Origin of the sequence: Aeromonas sp. A600620, from assembly GCF_029479985.1 — a bacterium.
In the GTDB taxonomy this organism is placed as follows: domain Bacteria; phylum Pseudomonadota; class Gammaproteobacteria; order Enterobacterales; family Aeromonadaceae; genus Aeromonas; species Aeromonas veronii_A.
The window spans coordinates 38,405-57,752 of the sequence record NZ_JAAKXB010000004.1; the positions used below are offsets into that span (position 1 = coordinate 38,405).

At 61.2% G+C, this 19,348-nt stretch carries 16 protein-coding genes; 11 read left to right on the forward strand and 5 right to left on the reverse strand.

All coding sequences use genetic code 11. The features are described 5' to 3' along the window. Positions 1 to 11: 11 nt before the first annotated feature. Together G5533_RS07010 and G5533_RS07015 are read right to left on the reverse strand one after the other, a co-directional pair. Positions 12 to 1,496 (reverse strand): L,D-transpeptidase family protein, encoded by a 1,485-nt coding sequence (locus G5533_RS07010; RefSeq protein WP_421282648.1) that lies wholly within the window; start codon positions 1,494 to 1,496, stop codon positions 12 to 14. Positions 1,497 to 1,588: 92 nt separating this feature from the next. Then, positions 1,589 to 2,353, reverse strand: a complete 765-nt coding sequence (locus tag G5533_RS07015; RefSeq protein ID WP_159158380.1) for a substrate-binding periplasmic protein — start codon at positions 2,351 to 2,353, stop codon at positions 1,589 to 1,591. Between the two features lie 317 nt (positions 2,354 to 2,670). Between G5533_RS07015 and G5533_RS07020 the strand changes: the two genes are divergently transcribed. From G5533_RS07020 to G5533_RS07040, 5 genes are all read left to right on the forward strand, one after another. Continuing rightward, complete coding sequence (locus G5533_RS07020) at positions 2,671 to 3,216, forward strand: hypothetical protein (RefSeq protein ID WP_041202288.1); 546 nt, start codon at positions 2,671 to 2,673, stop codon at positions 3,214 to 3,216. A 55-nt stretch (positions 3,217 to 3,271) separates the two neighbouring features. Beyond that, a complete protein-coding gene (locus tag G5533_RS07025) occupies positions 3,272 to 4,291 on the forward strand; it encodes a glycosyltransferase family 2 protein (RefSeq protein ID WP_058056731.1) in 1,020 nt (339 codons plus the stop codon). Continuing rightward, positions 4,288 to 4,659, forward strand: coding sequence for a GtrA family protein (locus G5533_RS07030; protein WP_005338463.1), 372 nt, complete (start codon positions 4,288 to 4,290; stop codon positions 4,657 to 4,659). Before G5533_RS07025 ends, G5533_RS07030 begins: the two co-directional genes overlap by 4 nt. Continuing rightward, the gene (locus G5533_RS07035; protein WP_005338464.1) at positions 4,659 to 5,825 is read left to right on the forward strand and encodes a hypothetical protein; all 1,167 of its coding nucleotides are present in this window, start codon (positions 4,659 to 4,661) and stop codon (positions 5,823 to 5,825) included. Before G5533_RS07030 ends, G5533_RS07035 begins: the two co-directional genes overlap by 1 nt. Before the next feature lie 228 nt (positions 5,826 to 6,053). Continuing rightward, positions 6,054 to 8,165: an alpha-amylase gene (locus tag G5533_RS07040; protein WP_441254650.1), complete on the forward strand. Its 2,112-nt coding sequence runs from the start codon at positions 6,054 to 6,056 to the stop codon at positions 8,163 to 8,165. A 75-nt stretch (positions 8,166 to 8,240) separates the two neighbouring features. Here the strand turns inward: G5533_RS07040 and G5533_RS07045 are convergent, their stop codons facing one another. Continuing rightward, positions 8,241 to 8,867, reverse strand: a complete 627-nt coding sequence (locus tag G5533_RS07045) for a glutathione S-transferase (protein ID WP_441254651.1) — start codon at positions 8,865 to 8,867, stop codon at positions 8,241 to 8,243. Positions 8,868 to 9,038: 171 nt separating this feature from the next. Between G5533_RS07045 and G5533_RS07050 the strand changes: the two genes are divergently transcribed. The 4 genes from G5533_RS07050 to G5533_RS07065 all read left to right on the forward strand — a co-directional run bounded on the left by G5533_RS07050 (position 9,039) and on the right by G5533_RS07065 (position 12,611). Continuing rightward, the gene (locus G5533_RS07050) at positions 9,039 to 9,683 is read left to right on the forward strand and encodes a response regulator (RefSeq protein WP_076492859.1); all 645 of its coding nucleotides are present in this window, start codon (positions 9,039 to 9,041) and stop codon (positions 9,681 to 9,683) included. A 113-nt stretch (positions 9,684 to 9,796) separates the two neighbouring features. Then, a complete protein-coding gene (locus G5533_RS07055) occupies positions 9,797 to 10,393 on the forward strand; it encodes a TetR/AcrR family transcriptional regulator (RefSeq protein ID WP_159158377.1) in 597 nt (198 codons plus the stop codon). 81 nt (positions 10,394 to 10,474) lie between these two features. Further along, positions 10,475 to 11,353, forward strand: coding sequence for an alpha/beta hydrolase (locus G5533_RS07060; RefSeq protein ID WP_441254652.1), 879 nt, complete (start codon positions 10,475 to 10,477; stop codon positions 11,351 to 11,353). A 112-nt stretch (positions 11,354 to 11,465) separates the two neighbouring features. After that, positions 11,466 to 12,611 carry a patatin-like phospholipase family protein gene (locus G5533_RS07065; protein WP_005347843.1) on the forward strand — a complete coding sequence of 382 codons (1,146 nt, stop codon included), beginning with the start codon at positions 11,466 to 11,468 and terminating at the stop codon, positions 12,609 to 12,611. A 28-nt stretch (positions 12,612 to 12,639) separates the two neighbouring features. On the opposite strand, the gene G5533_RS07070 is transcribed toward G5533_RS07065, so the two are convergent. Next, on the reverse strand, positions 12,640 to 14,592 hold the full coding sequence (locus G5533_RS07070) for a monovalent cation:proton antiporter family protein (RefSeq protein ID WP_227342126.1): 1,953 nt from the start codon (positions 14,590 to 14,592) through the stop codon (positions 12,640 to 12,642). A gap of 118 nt (positions 14,593 to 14,710) precedes the next feature. Here G5533_RS07070 and G5533_RS07075 point away from each other — a divergent pair, with 118 nt between their 5' ends. Then, the gene (locus tag G5533_RS07075) at positions 14,711 to 15,613 is read left to right on the forward strand and encodes a GGDEF domain-containing protein (RefSeq protein WP_421332418.1); all 903 of its coding nucleotides are present in this window, start codon (positions 14,711 to 14,713) and stop codon (positions 15,611 to 15,613) included. Between the two features lie 89 nt (positions 15,614 to 15,702). Here G5533_RS07075 and tilS read toward each other — a convergent pair whose 3' ends face one another. Beyond that, positions 15,703 to 17,061: a tRNA lysidine(34) synthetase TilS gene (gene tilS / locus G5533_RS07080; RefSeq protein WP_441254653.1), complete on the reverse strand. Its 1,359-nt coding sequence runs from the start codon at positions 17,059 to 17,061 to the stop codon at positions 15,703 to 15,705. A 180-nt stretch (positions 17,062 to 17,241) separates the two neighbouring features. On the opposite strand from tilS, the gene G5533_RS07085 reads away from it, so the two are divergent. Then, a complete protein-coding gene (locus G5533_RS07085) occupies positions 17,242 to 19,275 on the forward strand; it encodes a M13 family metallopeptidase (protein WP_216953077.1) in 2,034 nt (677 codons plus the stop codon). Positions 19,276 to 19,348 lie beyond the last annotated feature (73 nt).

Genomic DNA, 19,348 nt, shown 5'->3' on the forward strand with positions numbered 1-19,348 from the left:
TGTGGCAGGGATCACAGCAGGCGGCTCTGGAAGCTGACCCGATCAAATCCGTAGATGTCGTTACGCAGTTGCTGGCGACCATTTTCGTCGATCCAGCTGCTCCAGTAGACGGTAAAGACCGGGATCGGCGTGGTGAGCGGCAACCATTTGGTCTGGCTCTCCTTGAGGATATTGGCCACCTTGTCCGGCTGATAGCGGGAATCTGCCAGCAACAGTTCGGCCAGATCGTCCGCATGTTCCACCCGGATGCAGCCCGAGCTGAAGGCGCGCGCCCCCTGCTCGAACAGCGCCTTGCGCGGGGTGGAGTGCAGATAGATGGCGTCATTGTTGGGCAGGTAGAACTTGTAGCGCCCCAGGGCATTATGATCCCCCGGCTTTTGCCGCAGGCGATAGGGGAAACCGGCAGCCAGCGCCTGATGCCACCCCTCTTCGGTGAACTGGACCGGATTGCCCTCGCTGTCGATCACCTCGAACTGCTCGCGACTCAGATAGGCGGGATCGCGGCCCAGCTTGGGCAGGATGTCCTTGCTCAGGATGGAGCGCGGCACATGCCAGGAAGGATTGAGCACGATGGAGCGAATTTCGCTGGCGAGGATGGGCGTGGCACGCTGCTCCTTGCCGACGATGACCCGGCTGGTAAACACCTCGTTGCCGGACTCCACCACGCTCAGGCGGTAGTCGGGAATATTGACCAGCACGTAGCGGCCACCGGCGAGCTGATCTACCAGATCGCGACGCCACAGGTTACGCAACAACAGGCTGGCGCGCACTTGCGGGCCGGTATTGAGCCAAGAGCGGGTCTGACGGCCGATGATGCCGTCTGCGGTGAGACCATGACGACGCTGGAACTGCTTGATGGCCTGCTCGGTATCACCATCGTAAATCTGATCACCATGGCTCGGGGCGCTGTCGCCCAGCTCGTTGAGCATGGCGCGGATTTGGCCGAGCTCGGCGGAGCTCTCTCCGGCACGCAGGGTCGGCATATCGAGAGTCGGCCACTTGCTGGCCATCGGCATCGCCAGCAGTTTGTGCACTTTAGCCCGCACCGCCTCGTATTCCGCCACTTGAGGGCGCAGGGATTTCACCTGGGTGAGCAGGTCATCATCGCTGGGTTGGGTCACTACAGGGCGGTTCAAATCGAGCTTGAGGGTCTTCATATGCTCGCGCGAGACCAGATCCATCCCCCGCCAGGCGTGCTGGAAACGGCTCAGCTTGGTAAAAATGTCGTCATAGATGGCGACACGCTTGTCTGCAGGGGTGGCCTGCAGGCGCTTCCAAAGCGTGAAAAAATCGGGATGCAGCTGGGCCAACACAGCCTCTTGCAACTGCTGTTCCAGCTCGACACGGGCCTGTTCGGCCTGACTGCCCTGATACCAGTCGTGTCCGGTTTCACTGGCCGCCACCACGACTTGTGCTTCGGTTGCATGTACCGCGCCGGCGGGCAAACATCCCAGCCACACCAGATTGGCAAGGGCCAGCCAATACTTCATCCCCATGGGTACCTCAAAACGGTTTGTTCACTCTGTCGGGCCTGACAAGCAGACCCGATGCTCAGGCCGCTCATGATGCGTGAACGGCCAATACTTTGCTAGCGCCCGGGGGCATAACGCTGCCAGATAATGTCATACGCATCTGTCTCCTTGAACCGCGCCAACGCCTGATTGAATTGTTGCAAGAATTGCGGCGAAAAGCTGCGCTTGCCCAACATAAAGAAGCTCGGCGATTCAGATACCACCATGGGGTGACTGGTGAACAGACCGCTCATCCCCTCCTTGTTAAGGGCGCTGGGGGTAGCCAGCATGTCACCGAGGAAACCGTCGATCCGCCCGCGGGCCAGCTTCTCAAAATTTTGCTGGTCGCTCACTGCACTCACCTGTTTGGCATAGCGAGCGAGCAGCGACATCACTTCATCACCATAGAAGTACTCTTTGGTGACACCGAGGGAGTAACCACTGGCCAGCCAGCTCGCCAGATCCTGCTCGGGGTAGTGGCTGCCCTTGCGGATCCACAGCAAGGTGCGACCCGGATTGTAGGAGTCGGAAAACCAGGCATAACGAGCGCGCTCATCATTGATATTCGCCTCCATCGCCATGTCTATCTCGCCATGCTCCATCTCGTGCAGTACCCGCTTCCAGGGCAGCTCCACGTAGTTGACCTTGCAGTGCATGGAAGTGAGCACAGCCGTCAGCACCTCGGCGGCATAACCGCGCACCTCTTGCGGTGAGTCGGCTTCGTAATAATGGTAGGGGGGCCAGTTATCGTAACCGACCTGAATAGGCTCGGGACACAGGGCCCTGGCCAATGCCATTGGCGCCCATAATCCAAGCAACAGACAGCAAGAGATCCACTTCATATGTCATCCTTGACGAATAAGTGAGTCATCATAAATCGCCCCCTGCAAAATGGCGATAGAGGCCAGATGACTATCGCATCCGCTAGAAAATGACGCAGCAAAGCAACGTCTATTTGCCAATTGCCCTGCCGGAGTACTACTGGCAACCGGCGCCCTGCCAGACCTGTTTAACCGGGATACAGCAACGTTTGGAACAGGGGTAAAAAGGGGTTAATATGTGACCAAATATTTTTTTGTGATCCACTATGCTTTTTTTGCAATTGGATTAGCATATGCGCGACATCGGCCTACCCATTCTGTCAGGCATAGAGAGTGATATGACGTACAAAAAGTTCGGTTTTTTGACTGCCATTCTGGCGTTAAGCGGTTTTTATCTTTACACCCTCTATCTGGCTGCTCACCCCAACGTGAGCCTGGCCTACAAACTCTATTATCTGGAAGGCAAAACCCGCTTCTGGGAACACAACTCCAGCATGACCTATCAGCCGGGTAACGAGCTCAATCTGACCAAGCCGAGCCGCTTCCTCTCCAGCGAAGGCTGGGCCAAGAAGCCGAGCGACGAAGGTACCCTGCTCAGCGGTCAGGGCGGTCTCTACTTTGTGCTGCCCAAGCAGGCGGCCAATCCGGATCAGCTTACCGTACAGGCCCGCATCAACAGCCCGGAAGCCGGTGCCCTGTTGAAAGTGGCGCTGGGTCACGACTTCACCACCACGGTGAAACTGGCCAAAGCGGGCATCAACGAAATCCGCCTCAGTCTGCCCGGCGACTCACTCACGGCAGATCCCAAGCGCCCCAATTTTCTGGCGCTCTCGGCACCTACTCCCATCAATGTGCAGTCGGTACGTTTGACCGTAGCCCAGTGATCCTTGCCCCGAATACCATTTTATAAAAACAACTATCCCAAATAAGGACGTTCTTATGTCGCATCCAGATTTTCGACTCTCTCTGGTCGTTCCCGTTTACAACGAGGAAGAGAGCATCGATGCCTTCATCAACGCGATAGACAACGAACTGGCCCCGCTCAAAGACCAGCTTGAAATTGTATTCGTCAACGATGGCAGCCGTGACCGCACCCGTGAAGTGGTCGAGCAGGCCATCGCCCGTGACCCGCGCGTGACCCTGGTCAACCTGGCACGCAACTTCGGTAAAGAAGCGGCCCTGACCGCCGGTCTGCATCAGGCCAAAGGGGATGCCATCGTGCCGATGGACGTGGATCTGCAAGACCCGCCCGCCCTGATCCTGGAGTTCGTCAAACTGTGGCAGACCGGTGACTATGACACCGTCTACGGCATCCGCGTCGATCGCAGCGCCGATACCCCGATGAAGCGCCTGACTGCCGGTGGCTTCTACCGCTTCTTCAACGCCCTCTCCACCAGCACCAAGCTGCCGGAGAACGCCGGTGACTTCCGCCTGATCGACCGTCGAGTGGTCGAGGCGATCAAGCTGCTGCCAGAGCGCAACCGCTTTATGAAGGGTCTGTTTGCCTGGGCCGGTTTCCGTGCCGTTGGCGTCCCCTACGAGCGCCCGGCCCGTCACGCCGGTGAAACCAAGTTCAACTATTGGAAACTGTGGAACTTCGCCCTCGACGGTCTGCTCAGCTTCTCCAGCTGGCCGCTGCGGGTCTGGAGCTATGTGGGTGTCAGCGTCTCGCTGGTTGCCTTCCTCTATATCCTGAAAATCATCACCCAGGTGATCTTCTTCGGCATCGACGTACCCGGTTACGCCTCACTGATGTCTGTAGTGCTGTTCCTCGGCGGTATCCAGCTGCTGTCGCTCGGCATCATCGGCGAGTACATCGGCCGCATGTTCGTGGAAGTGAAACAGCGCCCGGTCTACCTCATTGAAGGGGTCTATGGCCAGTATGCCAAGCAGGATGCGGCCAAACCGCAGAGCGCTGACAGCAACCCGCAAGAGCAGCAGGAGCAGGCGCCTCAATGATCTCCCGCGAGGAATTCTGGCGGCTGGTACGTTTCGGTTTTGTTGGCGGGGGGGCTACTCTCGTCGACCTTGGCACCTCCATCGCACTGTTTCATACCTGGCCCACCATCTCGGAGCACCTGGTTACCACGCTGGCTTTTGCCATCGCATTCTGGTTCTCCTTCTTTGGTCACCGCTACATTACCTTCCAGAAGCAGGGAGCCGCCAGCAAGTTTCTGCTGGTCGCCCTCTTCTCGCTGGCGGTGCGTAACCTGATCCTGAGCGGCCTGCTGTTTGCGGGGCTCTCCGGTCTGCTGCCGGTGGTCATCGCCACCCTGACCGTTACCGTCCTCACTTACGTTCTCTCTCGCGTCTGGGTTTTTGCCTGATGAATGATATGACCAATACTGCCCCGCTAACCGGGGCTGCACTCCCCTATCGCCCGTCACTGCGCATCAGCGGCCGTGACTGGCTGATGATCATCGCCGCCTTCATGCTGAGCCGGGTGGCGCTGTATGGCATGGGCTACTTCGGTGTCCAGCTCTATGGTTCCCCCGACATCGGCCCGCTGCAGGCCTATTGCCAGTTCGACTGCGTCTGGTTCCAGCGCATCATCGAAAACGGCTACGACCTCTACCCGCGCTGGCTGAGCAAGGGCAATGCGGCCAACTGGGCCTTTATGCCGCTCTATCCGATGGTCTCCGGTGCCATCTCCAACCTGTTCAATGTCGAGAGCCTGATCGGCCTCATTATTGTTACCAATATCTCTTTCTTCGCCAGCCTGCCGCTGATGCTGCTGGTGTTGCGTCAGCTCAAGCTGGGGGACGATACCGCCCGCTTCGGCGTCTGGCTGCTCGCCTTCTCCCCCTTCTCAGCCTACTTCGTCTCAGGTTATACCGAGTCGACCTTTATGGCGCTGATGCTGGGGATGTTCCTGTTCGCCTATCGGGAGCAGTGGCTGATGGTGGCCGTGCTGGGGGTTTGTATCTCCGCCACCCGCAACCTGGGGGTGATGATGGTCTTCCCGGTGCTGATCCTGGCGCTGCAGGCCTACGGCTGGCGGGAATTTTTCCGCTTTACCGAGCGCGCCTTCAAGGTGGTCTTCACCCTCTGGATGATCCCGTTTGGCCTGTTTGCCTACATGGTCTACCTCTATCACCTGACCGGCGATGCCTTCGCCTTCAAGCACATTCAGGTGGCCTGGGGTCGCTACATGGACAGCCCGCTGGACTGGTGGCTGAGCGGTTTCGAGCTGGGCGGCCGCAAGGCTTACCTCTCCATCATGGTGATCTTCGGCTGGTGCCTGAACGGTTACCTGTTCAGCCAGAAGCGCTGGGCGGAAGCGACCCTGATGTTCATCTGCTGCACCATTCCGCTGATGACCGGCCTCAACGCCATGCCACGCTACATGTTCGGGCTCTACCCGACCCTGCTGGCCATCATTCTGCTGACCCATCGCTGGCCCGCCATCCGCCCGGCGGTGCTCTGCATCAGCGGCATGGTTGCCTCCTTCATCGCGGTGGCCTTCGTCAACTTCAAGTTCTTCACCGTCTGATGTGACGACGATGCCTGACACAGCAAATGCCGGTCACCTGACCGGCATTTTTTTATGGCCGCTATTTTTATCGACAGAGCGTCTCTCTCCTCTCCGTCACACTTTCCTCGGCTTGAAAACGTAACCATTTGAACTGATGTCACAAATCGGCATTTTGCCGATCCAAGGCGCGCTTTGCTGCTCCTAGAATGGGCCCTTGTCCGAACTGCCCTGCTCAAGGAATGGCTTATGCATCGTGCTCATTACTTATCCCCTCTCTGGCTCGCCCTGCTGGCCACCCCTCTGTTCACCCAACAGGCGATGGCCGCCCCCGAGGTTCGCCTCTATGTGGATGGTCAACCAGTAGCGGCCCCGATCGCGTTGGACAAGGGCACGGTGGAGCTGACTCACCCTCTTGCCAAGGGGAGCCATCAGATCCGCATCAGCGACGCAGACAACAGTTGCGGTACCAGCTTTGGCCCGAGCGAGAGCAAGCCACTCCCCTTCGGCACCGCCCAACCAATGGACAAATGCAGCAAGGATCAGAGCTTTACCCTGCGGGTGATGCTGGCCGGGGAGTATCAGTTCACCTTCAACCCGGATACCCCCAGCCTCAAGGTGCTGCGGGCGACCAAGAAGAGCGAGTTCAAGCGCCAGCCACCAGAAGAGCCCTGCATCAGCTGGGATGGCGGCCCGGTCACTGTGTCCCTGACAGGGGTCTGGCCCGACGGCACCCGACTGAGGGATGCCTACTCGAAACAGGAGGCGGTGGTCAAACAAGGCAAACTGACCCTGACCCCGAGTAAAGAGAGCGGCGGCCTGCTGCTGCTCGAGCCGGTCAAGGCAGCCAAGCCAGCACCATTCAGCTGGGATCAGGCGAGCGTCTATTTCCTGCTGACCGACCGCTTCAACAACGGCGACCCCGCCAACGACCACAGCTTCGGCCGCCAGAAGGATGGTCAGGATGAGGTAGCCACTTGGCATGGCGGTGACTTCAAGGGGCTGACCGAGAAGCTCGACTACATCAAGAGCCTCGGCATGAACGCCATCTGGATCACCCCCATGGTGGAGCAGGTGCACGGCTTTATCGGCGGTGGCGAGCAGGGCAACTTCCCTTTCTACGCCTACCACGGATATTGGGCGCTCGACTTCACCAAGATTGACCCCAACTACGGCGATGAAGAGAGCCTGAAAACCCTGGTGGACGAGGCCCACAAGCGCGGCATGCGGATCATCCTCGACGTGGTGATGAACCATGCTGGTTACGCCACCCTCGCCGATCTGCAAGATCTGGGGCTCACCGAGCTAACTCAGAACAGCAGCAAACTGCCGACCGTCTGGAACCAGTGGCGCCCGAGCGGTGGCCTCAACTGGCATGGTTACAACCAGTTCATCGACTATCAATCACCCGCGTGGAACAAGTGGTGGAGTGGTGACTGGGTGCGCGCCGGTCTGCCCGGCTACCCGCAGCCCGGCACCGACGATGTGACCGGTTCGGTGGCGGGGCTGCCGGACTTTCTGACCGAATCGGCCAAACCGGTAGGGCTGCCGCCATTGCTGGCGGCGAAAAAGGATACCCTCGCCAAGGCGCTGCCCGACGCCACCGTGAGCGACTACCTGATCGCCTGGCACACCGACTGGGTGCGCCGCTTTGGCATCGACGGTTTTCGGGCCGATACCGTCAAACATCTGGAGCCCGAGGTATGGGCCAAGCTCAAGCAGGCGGGCACCGCTGCGCTCAAGGAGTGGAAGGCCGCCAACCCGACCAAGAAGCTCGACGATCTGCCCTTCTACATGGTGGGCGAGGTGTGGGATCACGGGGTGGCCAAGGATTTCTGGTATCAGAACGGTTTCGATTCCCTGATCAACTTCGACTATCAGCGTGAGTTCGCCCTGTCACAGGCTCAGTGCATGGCCAGCGCCGAGCCCACCTATGCCAGCTACGCCAGCCGTATCAATCAAGATCCCGAGTTCAACGTGCTGAGCTACATCAGCTCCCACGACACCAAGCTGTTCTTTGGCGACTATCAGGATGTGCCGCTACAGCGCCGGGTCGCCAACAGCTTTATGCTGCTGCCAGGCGGCATCCAGCTCTACTACGGCGACGAGTCCGGCCGCGGGCTGGCCAAGGATGGCGGTGTGTTCGATCAGGCGTTGCGCTCGGACATGAACTGGCAGGAGCTGGCCAGCGGAGACAAGGCCGAGCTGGTCAAGCACTGGCAGCAACTGGGCCAGTTCCGCGCCGCCCATCCGGCCATTGCGGCAGGCAGCCACCAGAAACTCTCGGATGCCCCCTACGCCTTCGTGCGGGAGAAGGGGGATGACAAGGTGGTGGTGGTCTTTGCCGGTCGGCAGAAGTAACTCTTGGGCCATATATACCAGCAACAGAGAGGGGAGCCACTGGCTCCCCTCTCTCGTTTATCTATCAGCCAAGGTTCACTGTGGCTGGCGCGCCGCCACCGGCCACTGCAACCGCGCCTTGAGCAGGGTCTCCTGCCACAGAGGCCAAGAGAGCAGCGCCTGCTGATAGACTCCCGCCTGACCGGGCAACAGGATGCCGTAGCTGGCCAGCCGATAGGCCATCACCGCATAGAAGGCATCGACAATGCCCGCCTCGCCAAAGTAGAAGGGGCCCCGCGCCTGCGACCAGATCTCCTGCAAACGGGCCAGCTCACCGACCGCCTCCACCGGGGGATCGATACGGGTTGGCGCCCCAAGAAAGAAGGGAAGCAGAGAACGGATCTGCCGAAATCCGGCGTGCAACTCGGCACAGAGGCTGCGAGCCAGTGCCCGCTCGACCTGCGAAACGGGATAGAGCTGGCGGTCGGGACAGAGCTCGTGAACATATTCGGCAATGGCCAGCGAGTCGTGAACCCGCACGCCGTCGTGTTCGAGCCAGGGCACCAGACCGGCCGGTGCCAACCGCTTGAGCCGCGCCAGCGACTTGGCATCCTCCAGATCGAACACCTGCTCCTGCCACGTCAGCCCGCTCATGGCGAGCACCAGTGCCGCCCGCATAGCCCAGGTGGAGCCGGTGCCCACCGCCAATACCAAGGATCCCATCTGTTGCCTCCTGCATGAGTTGCCTGCGACCGGCCTGTCTGCCCTTGATGGCAAAACATCCGATGGTCGCTTCACATTTGCGCACCGGCGGGTTTGACCCTCTTGGTGAGCGATGCTAGTTTGATTTTTCAAAACAATCAGTTAGCAACAATGTGAGCCATTAACCGAAATATGGACAGCCAATTTACCATCGTCATCGCAGATGACCACCCCCTGTTTCGGGGCGCCCTCTACCAAGCGGTGCACATGGCCATCAACGACGCTCAATTGCTGGAAGCGGACTCCATCGACAGCCTGACCAACCTGCTCGGCGAGCACCCCGAAGTTGACCTGTTGCTGCTCGATCTCAAGATGCCGGGGGCCAACGGCTTCGAGGGGCTGGCCCACCTGCGCGGCCAGTATCCCGACCTGCCTATCGTGGTGGTCTCCGCCTCGGAAGATGCGGCCATCATCCAACAGGTGTTGCGGCTCGGGGCGCTCGGCTTCATTCCCAAGTCGGTGCCGATGAAGGAGCTGGTCAACGCCCTCAATACGGTGATCGGGGGGGATAACTGGGTGCCGGAAGGCATCTCGCTCCATCCTGAATCGGAAGATGGCCCCGATTTCGCCAGCAAGCTGGCCAGCCTCACCCCCCAGCAGTACAAGGTGCTGATCATGCTGCGCGATGGCAGCCTGAACAAACAGATCGCCTGGGAGCTCAACGTCTCAGAGGCCACCATCAAGGCCCATATCACCGCCATCTTCAGAAAACTGGGCGTCAAGAACCGCACTCAGGCGGTTATCGCCCTGCAACAGCTCGATATCAAGGAGAGCTGAAACCCGCACGCAGTGACACGCGGGAGACGACATAGCCAGCCATGCTGGCTATCTGTTGCTAGACAATTAGCACGATCGTACTTTATGCTGCCAGCGCCAACGAGGAGAGAGTGATGAGCAAGGGGCGCCTGACCCGGGAAAACATTTTGCAGACTGCCTTTGAGCAGGCGAGCCAGCAAGGGCTGGAGAGCCTGACCATCGGCTCGCTGGCCAGCGCCTGCGAGATGTCGAAAAGCGGCCTATTTGCCCACTTTCAATCCCGCGACAATCTGCAGATCGCCGTGCTGGAGTACGCCGCCGAAGTGTTTCGGCTGCGGGTGATCCAGCCGGTACGCCAGCAGGAGCACCAGAGCCAGCATGACAAGCTGATCGCCCTGCTACGGGCCTGGCAGGCGTGGAACCACTGCTTCGCCGGTCGCTGCATGTTCCTCGACGCCTGGACCTCGGCGCAGGATGGCCATGAGCAAAAGAGCCTGGTGCAGCAAGCCGCCCGGCAACTGGTGCGCTTCTGGCTCGACTATCTGGCACGTCAGGTGGTGCAGGGTCAGGCTGCAGGCGAGTGGCGACAGGAGATGGATCCCTGGCGCGCCGTTTACCGCCTCTATGGCCTCTATCTGGCGGATCAGGTGTTCAACGATCTCGAACTGTGTCAGGATCCGGCCCGCCACTTCTGGCCCGAAGTGGACGCTCTGCTGAGCAGCTGGCGCTGATGTTTTGGCATCCGTTCAACACGACTTTTTAAAAACCGACAAAAAGCACGACCGTTCGCACATAAAAACCACAGGATGACCATGAGCAGCAAGATCTACTTCAACACCCGCCGCTTTAGCCCGAGCAAATGGCTGCTGGGGATCGGCACCCGCTTACACCACAGACTCGCCCCCAGCCATGCCAAGCGCACCGCCAGCAAGTTGCTGCTCACCCCCCAGCGCAACCAGCGGGGTGGCCACGAACCAGCCGGTCTGGTGAAGCAGGCCGTCCATACCAGCGAAGGGGTATTGATGAGCTATCGGCTCGGTCAGGGGCCGCTGTGGCTGCTGATGCATGGCTGGTCCGGCAGCGCCAGTCAGTTCTATCCGCTGATGAACCATATCGCCGCGCAGGGTTTCACCGCCATTGCCTACGATCATCCGGCCCACGGCCAGAGCGCAGGCAACACTGGCCACCTGCCCCGTTTCGTACGCGCCTTCGACGAGCTGGCGACCAAGCTGGCCAGCGAAGCAGGTCCGCTGCACGGGGTCATCGCCCACAGCATGGGAGGCGCCGTCACCCTCTCCAGCCGTCAGGCGGGTATCGATACCCTGCCGCTGCTGTTGATTTCGCCGGTGCTCGACTATGTGCCCCAGCTCTACGGCATGGTGGCGCGCTCCGGCTACTCCATCCGGTTGTTCGATGCGGTGGTCAAGGAAATTGAGCAAGAGTACCAGCACCCCTTGAGCACGGTCGATCCGCTGGGTCGCCTCGCCAGTCGCAGCGGTGCGGCAATGATCGTGCATGACGAGGAGGACAGATTCGCCCCCCATAGCGACTCCTTGCGGGCCAGTCAGGATGGTCATACCCGGCTGGTGAGCACCCGGGGTCTGGGCCACGGTCGCATCCTCGCCAGCGCCCCGGTATTCGCCGCCTTCGATCAGCTGGCGCGGCCGGAAAATCCTCACCGCGCCCTTTGACATGGGGCCATGAAAAAAACGGGCAAGCGCCCGTTTTTATATTTGATACAGCGCCTTATAGTTAACTTGTCAGTGGGAACATTCTTGTCAGAACACGATAAGGCGCCAGCATATGGCCAGACCCAATACAGCGTTGTTGCTCACCGGTGGCGGTGCTCGCGCCGCCTATCAGGTCGGTGCCCTCAAGGCGATAGCGGAGCTCTACCCGCGCAATCTTGGCATCCCTTTTCCCATCCTGTGTGGCACCTCGGCGGGGGCTATCAATGTCACCGCACTGGCCTGCTACGCCTCCTGCTTCCATCTGGGGGTGCGCAAGCTGGAGTGGGTCTGGCGCCGTTTCGAGACTCACCACATCTTCGATTTTCACCCCGGGCGCCTGCTGTGGCGGTTGATGTACGAGGGGTCGGCGGGGCTGATCAATCCCCACACCAACCACGCCTTTCACCTCTTTGACAACGCGCCGCTGCACCGCCTGCTGGATCAACTTATCGACTATCACCGCATCGATGACAACATCCTCTACGGCAGTCTGGAGGCGCTGGCCATCACGGCGTCGGATTACGATGACGGCCTATCCACCACCTTCTTTCAGGGTCGGGCCGACCACCATCCTTGGGAGCGGGCCAGACGGCGCGGGGTACGCACCGTGCTTACATCTGAGCATCTGCTCGCCTCCTCGGCGCTCCCCTTTGTCTTTCCAGCCACCCGGATCGGCGAGAAGTTCTACGGCGACGGCTCCATCCACCAGTTGAGCCCGCTCAGCCCCGCCATCCATCTGGGGGCGGAGCGGATCCTGCTGATCACCCTGGATCCGCCAGCGCACTCGGCGCCGACCCATCACCACGGCCATCTCACCAGCTCAAATATCGCCAGCCATCTGCTCGATACGGTCTTTACCGACACTCTCAACTCCGATCTGGAGCGGCTGTGGCGCATCAACCAGACTCTGGATCTGATCCCGGAGCGGGAGCGCAATCGCCTCAAGCTGAAGCGGGTGGAAACCTGCGTGCTGAAACCGAGTCAGGATCTCGACACCATCGCACTGGCCTACCTGCGCAAACTGCCGCTAAAGTTGCGCCGCCTGTTGCGGGTGCTGGGCGTGAAGGGGGATGAGACCAGCAGTCTGGCCAGCTTTTTGATGTTCTATCCGGGTTATTGCCAGCAGCTGATCAAGCTGGGCTATCAGGACACCCTGAGGGAGCGGGAGAGAGTCGTCGCCTTCCTCGATATCGAAGGGCTACCAAAAGAGCGGGAATAGAGGAGGCAGGCGATGAGTGCGAGGGGACTCAGCGCCCCTCCAGCAAACGCTGTTCCGCCTGCTCCATCGCCACCACGGTACCAAACAGGATCAGCCGATCGCCAGCTGCCAGCACCAGCTCGGGTCTGGGCTCCAGACTCTGATCGCCGCGCTGTACCTCCTTGATCCGCACCTCATCGAGTGGCAGCTCTCTCACTTCACGGCCTACCGCCCACGCCTGATCGTGCAGAAACAGCGGGTGGAGACGTTCAAGCAGCTGATCCGCCTCCAGATTGCTGGCACTCTGATCCCCCCAGTAGAAGCCGTGCAGGAAGCGATATTGGCTGCTGCGCTCCAGCTCCATGCGCCGGATCACCCGACCGATGGGGATATCACAATTGAGCAGCAGGTGGGAGACCAGCATCAGGGCCCCCTCCTGGGATTCGGGGATCACCTCGAAGGCCCCCGCCTGCTTGTACTGCTCCAGAAAGCTGTCATCCCGGGTGCGCACCAGCACCTTGAGATCCCCCGCCAATTCGCGGATCAGTGCCAGCATCGCCTCCACCCGCTTGCGATCATCGAAGGTGATGATCACCAGCCGTGCCCGCAACAACCCGGCGGCCAGCAGAATATCGCGGCGGCTGGCGTCGCCGAAGGCCACCTGCTCCCCCGCCAGCTTGGCCTCGCTCACCCGCTCCGGGTCAAGATCGAGGGCCAGAAAGGGGATCTCCTCGATCTTGAGGAAGCGGGCACAGGTCTGCCCCGCCCGGCCAAACCCGGCGATGATGACGTGCTGGTTTTTGCTCAGGCCCGACTGTGCCACCTCGGAGCGGGTCAGCAACGCCGGATCGGTGAGGCTGCGAGCCAGCGAATGGGCCTGGGTCACCAGCCAGGGGGTCATGGCGATGGAGATGATGCCGATGCCGATCAGCAGGGAGACCAGTTGTTGATCCAGCAAGCCGTGGTGGAGCGCCAGCGCCAGCAGCACGAAGCCAAACTCCCCCACCTGACTGAGCATGATGCCGGCGGCCATGCTGTCGCGCTTGCGCTCCCCCATCAGCCGCCCGGCCAGCAGTACCAGCAGGGATTTGCACAGCACCAGCAGCACCACGCAGATCAGTACCTGCCACCAAGCCCGCGCCACCAGCTCCCACTCCATGGCCATGCCGATGGTGATAAAGAAGAGCCCCATCAGCACATCGCGAAAGGGCTTGATGTCCACCTCCAGCTGATGACGGTAGTGGGACTCCCCCAGCATCATCCCCGCCAGAAACGCCCCCAGCGCCATCGACAGCCCCAGTGAATGGGTCATGTAGGCAGCCAGCAGCGCCACCAGCAGGGCACTCAGCACGAACAACTCGTCGGAGCGGGCTCGCGCCACCTCGTGAAACAGCAGTGGCAGCAACCACTTACCCACCGCCAGCAGGGTGAAGAGAGCAAACAGCCCCTTGAGAGTGGCCCAAGCGATCTCGGCGGCCAGGGCGCTGCCCTGCACTTCCGGCTGGGCGAGGATCGGGATCATCACCAGCAGGGGCACCACCGCCAGATCCTGAAACAGCAGCACGCTCACCCCCAGCTGGGCGCGGCGGGTATGGAGCTGCTTCTGCTCGCCGAGCTGCTTGATCACCACAGCCGTCGAGGAGAGTGCCAACGTTCCCGCCACCACCAGCGACTGGGCCAGACCCAGCCCCCACCACCAGCCGATGGCGAAAAAGAGCAGTGACGTGAGCAGCACCTGCAACATCCCGACCCCCAGCACCAACCGGCGCATCGCCAGTAGTTTCGGCAGGGAGAATTCCAGCCCCAGCGAGAACATCAAAAAGACGATCCCCAGCTCGGCAATGGTCTGCATGATCGACTGACCGGTGATCACCGCCAGCCCGTGGGGGCCGAGCAAGACGCCGGCAATCAGGTAGGCGAGGATCACCGGCAAGCCGAGGCGCCGGAAAGTTGCCACCAGCAGCACGGCGGCGAACAGCAGGATCAACAGGTCGGTGTACAAATTTTCCTCTCCTTTTATCGACTTAAGCTTAGTCAGCCGATCTGGCGGGCAGGAAAGATATATTGGGCATGCCAATTGCAGGGAGGAGACAGTAGTCAGGTGTTACAGGTGGAAGACCATGGAAAATACGTCGTCACTTAATGGCTTTAGCCATGGCATCGAGCAGTGGGTTCGCCAGATGGAGCGGCTCACGCCGTTGCCCAGCGTTGAACGCAACCAGTTGCTCGAGCAGTTGTTGGGGCAGAGCGATCTCGGCGGTCTGCTGACAACTTTTGCCGATCGTGCGGCAAGAATTGTCAGGATCCACGGTCTCTACCTCGATTGTGGCCAGCCCCATGTGCTGATCCAGCACCCGCCGCTGGCCACCCTCAACCTGCACAACTATCCGTTCGAGCTGCGCGGTCAGCATGGCCAGCTGCTCGGCCAGCTCCACTACGAGCTGGAACACCCGCTGAGCGGCAGCCAGCAACGGGTACTGATGCAATACCATCAGCTGCTCTGCCTGCTGCTGCCCCTCTATCTGCGGCTGGAAAAACTGGATCAGCTGGTCCGGCTCGATCACCTGACCGGCCTTGGCAACCGCTCCTACTTTGACGAAGCCATCGGCCGCGCCATCGAGCAGCATAGCCGCGAGCCCCACGGACTGGTGCTGGTGCTGCTGGATCTCGATCGCTTCAAGCAGATCAATGACACTTGGGGTCATCCAGTGGGGGATCTGGTGCTTAGCCGCTTCGCCCAGCTGCTCAAGGGGTGCATCCGCAGCACGGATCAAGCCTTCCGGCTCGGGGGAGATGAATTTGCCCTGCTGCTGCAACCGGCCGAACCCGAGGCGTGGCGCCCGGTCTGGCTGCGACTGCAGCATATGTTGATGACCAACAAGGAGCTCAGCACCTTCTCGGTCGGATGCAGCCTTGGCGCCGCCAGCTGGCAATCCGGGGTCGATGTGCCGAGCCTCTACGAGGCGGCCGACAACCACCTCTATGCTCGCAAAAAAGCCGGCTCAGCCGGCCTTATCGAATAATCCCGAACTCTTCTTTGCTCCGGCACATGCACGCCATGTGACCGGAGCTTCTTTTTTTTGGGCTAACTCCCCCTTACACCGAGATCACCTCAAGCAAGATCCTGCTCGGGCAGAACCGGGGCTGTACCGCTTCCCTGCCAGTGGCAGACCAGACCAGTTCCCTCAGCCATAAAGCCGTCGCAGACAAAGAGCCCCACCACCGCCGCCACCTGCTCGCCATAGTAAAGGATGGGGATGCGCCCCCGCTGCCACGAAGGCACGCCATACTCCTGCAGCAGCTTCTTCATCCGCCGACTGCCGCTTCGCCCCACCGGTTTGAGGGGGATCCCGGGCGCCACCTGAAAACGCACCGAGAGCGGCTCATCCGCTCGGGGGGCACGCAGCAGCCCCTCGCCGTGCTCCGCCATGCGCACCACCAGCTCGCCCAACCCGTCCGGCAGGGTCAGCGGCTCACCCACGGTCAGCGGCAATACCTGATGACAGGGTTGCAGGTCAGGGCTCACCAGATAGAGCCGCTCCTGATAACGGCGACAGCTCTGGCGCCCCCAGTTGAGCTGGGGATTGGCATCGCCGCGCGCCAGCGCTACCTCCTGCCACAGCCGGGCAAGCTGCTCACGGGATGGCATCTCGCCCCCCTGCCGGCGGATCCAGTAGCGCAGCAGATTGTTGCGCCGGGTGGGTGAAAGGGCGTGCAGCGGACCGATATGGAGCGCCTCCCCCTCGCCCGCCAGCTGCCAGTCACTCTCGGCCAGCTCATCCAGCAGCGCCTCCTGCTCGGCGCACAGGGCCATGCTGCGCGCCGCGGTCTGGGCCATGGCGGGCCAGCGCGCCTTGAGCTGGGGGATAAGCGTCTGGCGCAAAAAGTTGCGGTCATAACTCACGTCCAGATTGCTCTCATCCTCCACCCAGCCAAAGGGGAGGCTCGCCGCCGCCTCTCCCAGCTCGGCGCGACTCATATCGAGCAGCGGGCGCAGCAACAGGCCGCCGGCAAAGGGCTGGCTTGGCAAGATCCCCGCCAGCCCGCGCAGACCAGCGCCGCGCTTGAGGGCCAGCAGCAGGGTTTCCAGCTGATCGTCCTGATGGTGGGCGGTGAGCAGCCACTCCCCCTCCCGCATCCGGGCAGTCAGCCGCTGGTAACGGGCGGTGCGCGCCTGCGCCTCCAGACTCTCGCCATTGCCACGGGCCAGAGTCACTCGCTCGACCAGCAGCTCCACCGCCAATTGCTGACACACGGCTTCACAATGAGCGACCCACTCATCGGCATGGGGACTGAGGCCGTGGTGCACGTGCAGGGCGCGAAGTGGCAGGCCGTGCTCGCGGGCATACTGCGCCGCCAGCACCAGCAGCAGGGTGGAGTCGAGGCCGCCACTGAAAGCCACCAGCAGACTGGTGGAACCTTCCGGCGCTGGCATAGTCAGACAAAAGCGAGAATAAAGATGAGAAATCATAGGCTTCCCCAAAACGGACCGGCCGATCTTAGCAGAGTCGGGCTTATCAAGCTGCAACCCTGCTGCTAGAGTGAGGCTCGCCCGCCCTCTCCACCAGGCTGGCCGCAAGGCGGTCGTATAACCGGTTGGAGCAAGGAAGATGGGCAGGGAAGCAAACAATCCGAATTGGAATCAAACAAGATGAACAATAAGAAAAGCTTACTGGCCGGCCTGATTGGACTGGCCCTGCTGGCTGGCTGCAGTCAGGTACCGCAAGACTCCCCCAAACACTCCGGGCTGGCGCTGGCCAATATGGACACCCAGGTCAAACCCGGCGATGACTTCTTCCGTTACGTCAATGGCAAGTGGCTCGCCACCGCCAAGATCCCCGACGATCGCCCCGCCGATGGCGCCTTCTACATGCTGCGGGACAAATCCCTCGCCGATGTGCGGGTGCTGGTCGAGGGGCTGGCCAAGCAGGAGGCTGCCACCGGCACGCCGACCCAGCAGATCCGCGATCTCTACGCCAGCTATCTGGATCAGGCAGGCCGTGACGCCAAGGGGCTCACCCCGCTGGCACCGGCGCTGGCCGATATCGACCGGATCGGTGATCAGGCAGCACTGGCCCGCGCCTTTGCCCAAAGTGGCCGCATGGGCGGCGGCGCGCCGTTTGGCATCTGGATCGACGCCGATGCCAAGTCCCCCGACCGCTATGCGGTCTACCTCTATCAAGGTGGACTGGGGCTGCCGGATCGGGACTACTACCTCAAGCAGGATACCGAGAGTCAGGCCCTGCGCCAGAAGTACCAGCAGCATATCGCCGCCATGCTGAGCCGCCTCGGTGAGTCTGACCCGAGCGGCAAGGCCAAACGGATTCTGGCCCTCGAAACCCGGCTCGCCACCATCCAGTGGGACAACGTCGCCCTGCGGGATCGGGAGAAGAACTACAACAAGCGCCCCGCCAGTGAACTGGCACGGCTCGCCCCTCATCTCGACTGGCAGGCTTATCTCAATGCCGCGGGCATTGCTGGCCAGCCGGAGCTCATCATCGGTCAGCCGACCTATCTGAGCGCGCTGGATCAGGTGATGGCCCAGACCCCCATCGCCGACTGGCAGGCCTACCTCAAGTGGCAACTGCTGACCGACTACGCACCCTATCTCGATAGCGAGACCGACCGGGCCAACTTTGCCTTCTACGGCACCACATTGAGCGGCACGCCCAAGCAGCGCGCCAGCTGGGAGCGGGCGCTGGGGGTGTTGAACGATCATCTGGGTGAAGCGGTCGGCCAGCTCTATGTGGCTCGCTACTTCCCGCCAGCGGCCAAGGAGCGGATGGAGCAGCTGGTGGAGAACCTGCGCACCGCCTACGGCCAGAGCATCAAGGAGCTCGACTGGATGTCGCCACAGACCAAAACCCAGGCGCTCGAGAAGCTGGCCAAGTTCCGACCCAAGATCGGCTATCCGGACAAGTGGAAGGATTACAGCGCCATCGCCATCAAACCGGACGATCTGGTAGGCAACCTGCAGCGCTCGCAAGCCTTCGAGTATGCCGACAATCTGGCTCGCCTCGGCAAGCCGGTCGATCGGGACGAGTGGCACATGTCGCCCCAGACGGTGAACGCCTACTACAACCCGAGCAACAACGAGATCGTCTTCCCGGCGGCCATTTTGCAGCCCCCCTTCTTCGACATGACAGCGGATGACGCAGTCAACTACGGCGCCATCGGCGGGGTGATCGGCCACGAAATGGGCCACGGTTTTGATGATCAGGGGGCCAAATCCGACGGTGATGGCATGATGCGCGACTGGTGGACGCCACAGGATCTCAAGGAGTTCCGCTTCCGCACCAGCCGGCTGGTGGCCCAGTACAACCGCTTCGAGCCCATCAACGGTCAGTTCGTCAACGGCCAGTTCACCCTGGGCGAGAACATCGGCGATCTGGGCGGCCTCACCATCGCCCACAAGGCCTACGAGCTGTCACTGGATGGCAAGGAGGCGCCGGTGCTGGACGGCTTCACCGGCGAGCAGCGCTTCTTCCTCGGCTGGGCGCAGGTGTGGAAAGGGATGTATCGTCCCGAGCTGATGCAGATGCTGCTGCGCTCCGACCCCCACTCGCCGCCCGAGTACCGGGTCAACGGCGTGGTGCCGAACATTCCCGCCTTCTACGAGGCATTCAACATCCAGCCGGGGGACAAGCTCTATCTGCCGCCCCAGAAACGGGTGAAGATCTGGTAATGCACGCCTCTTGTGAGGCATAACAGAGGGGCGGATGCCATGTGTCGGCACCGCCCCATCTCCATACGTTGAC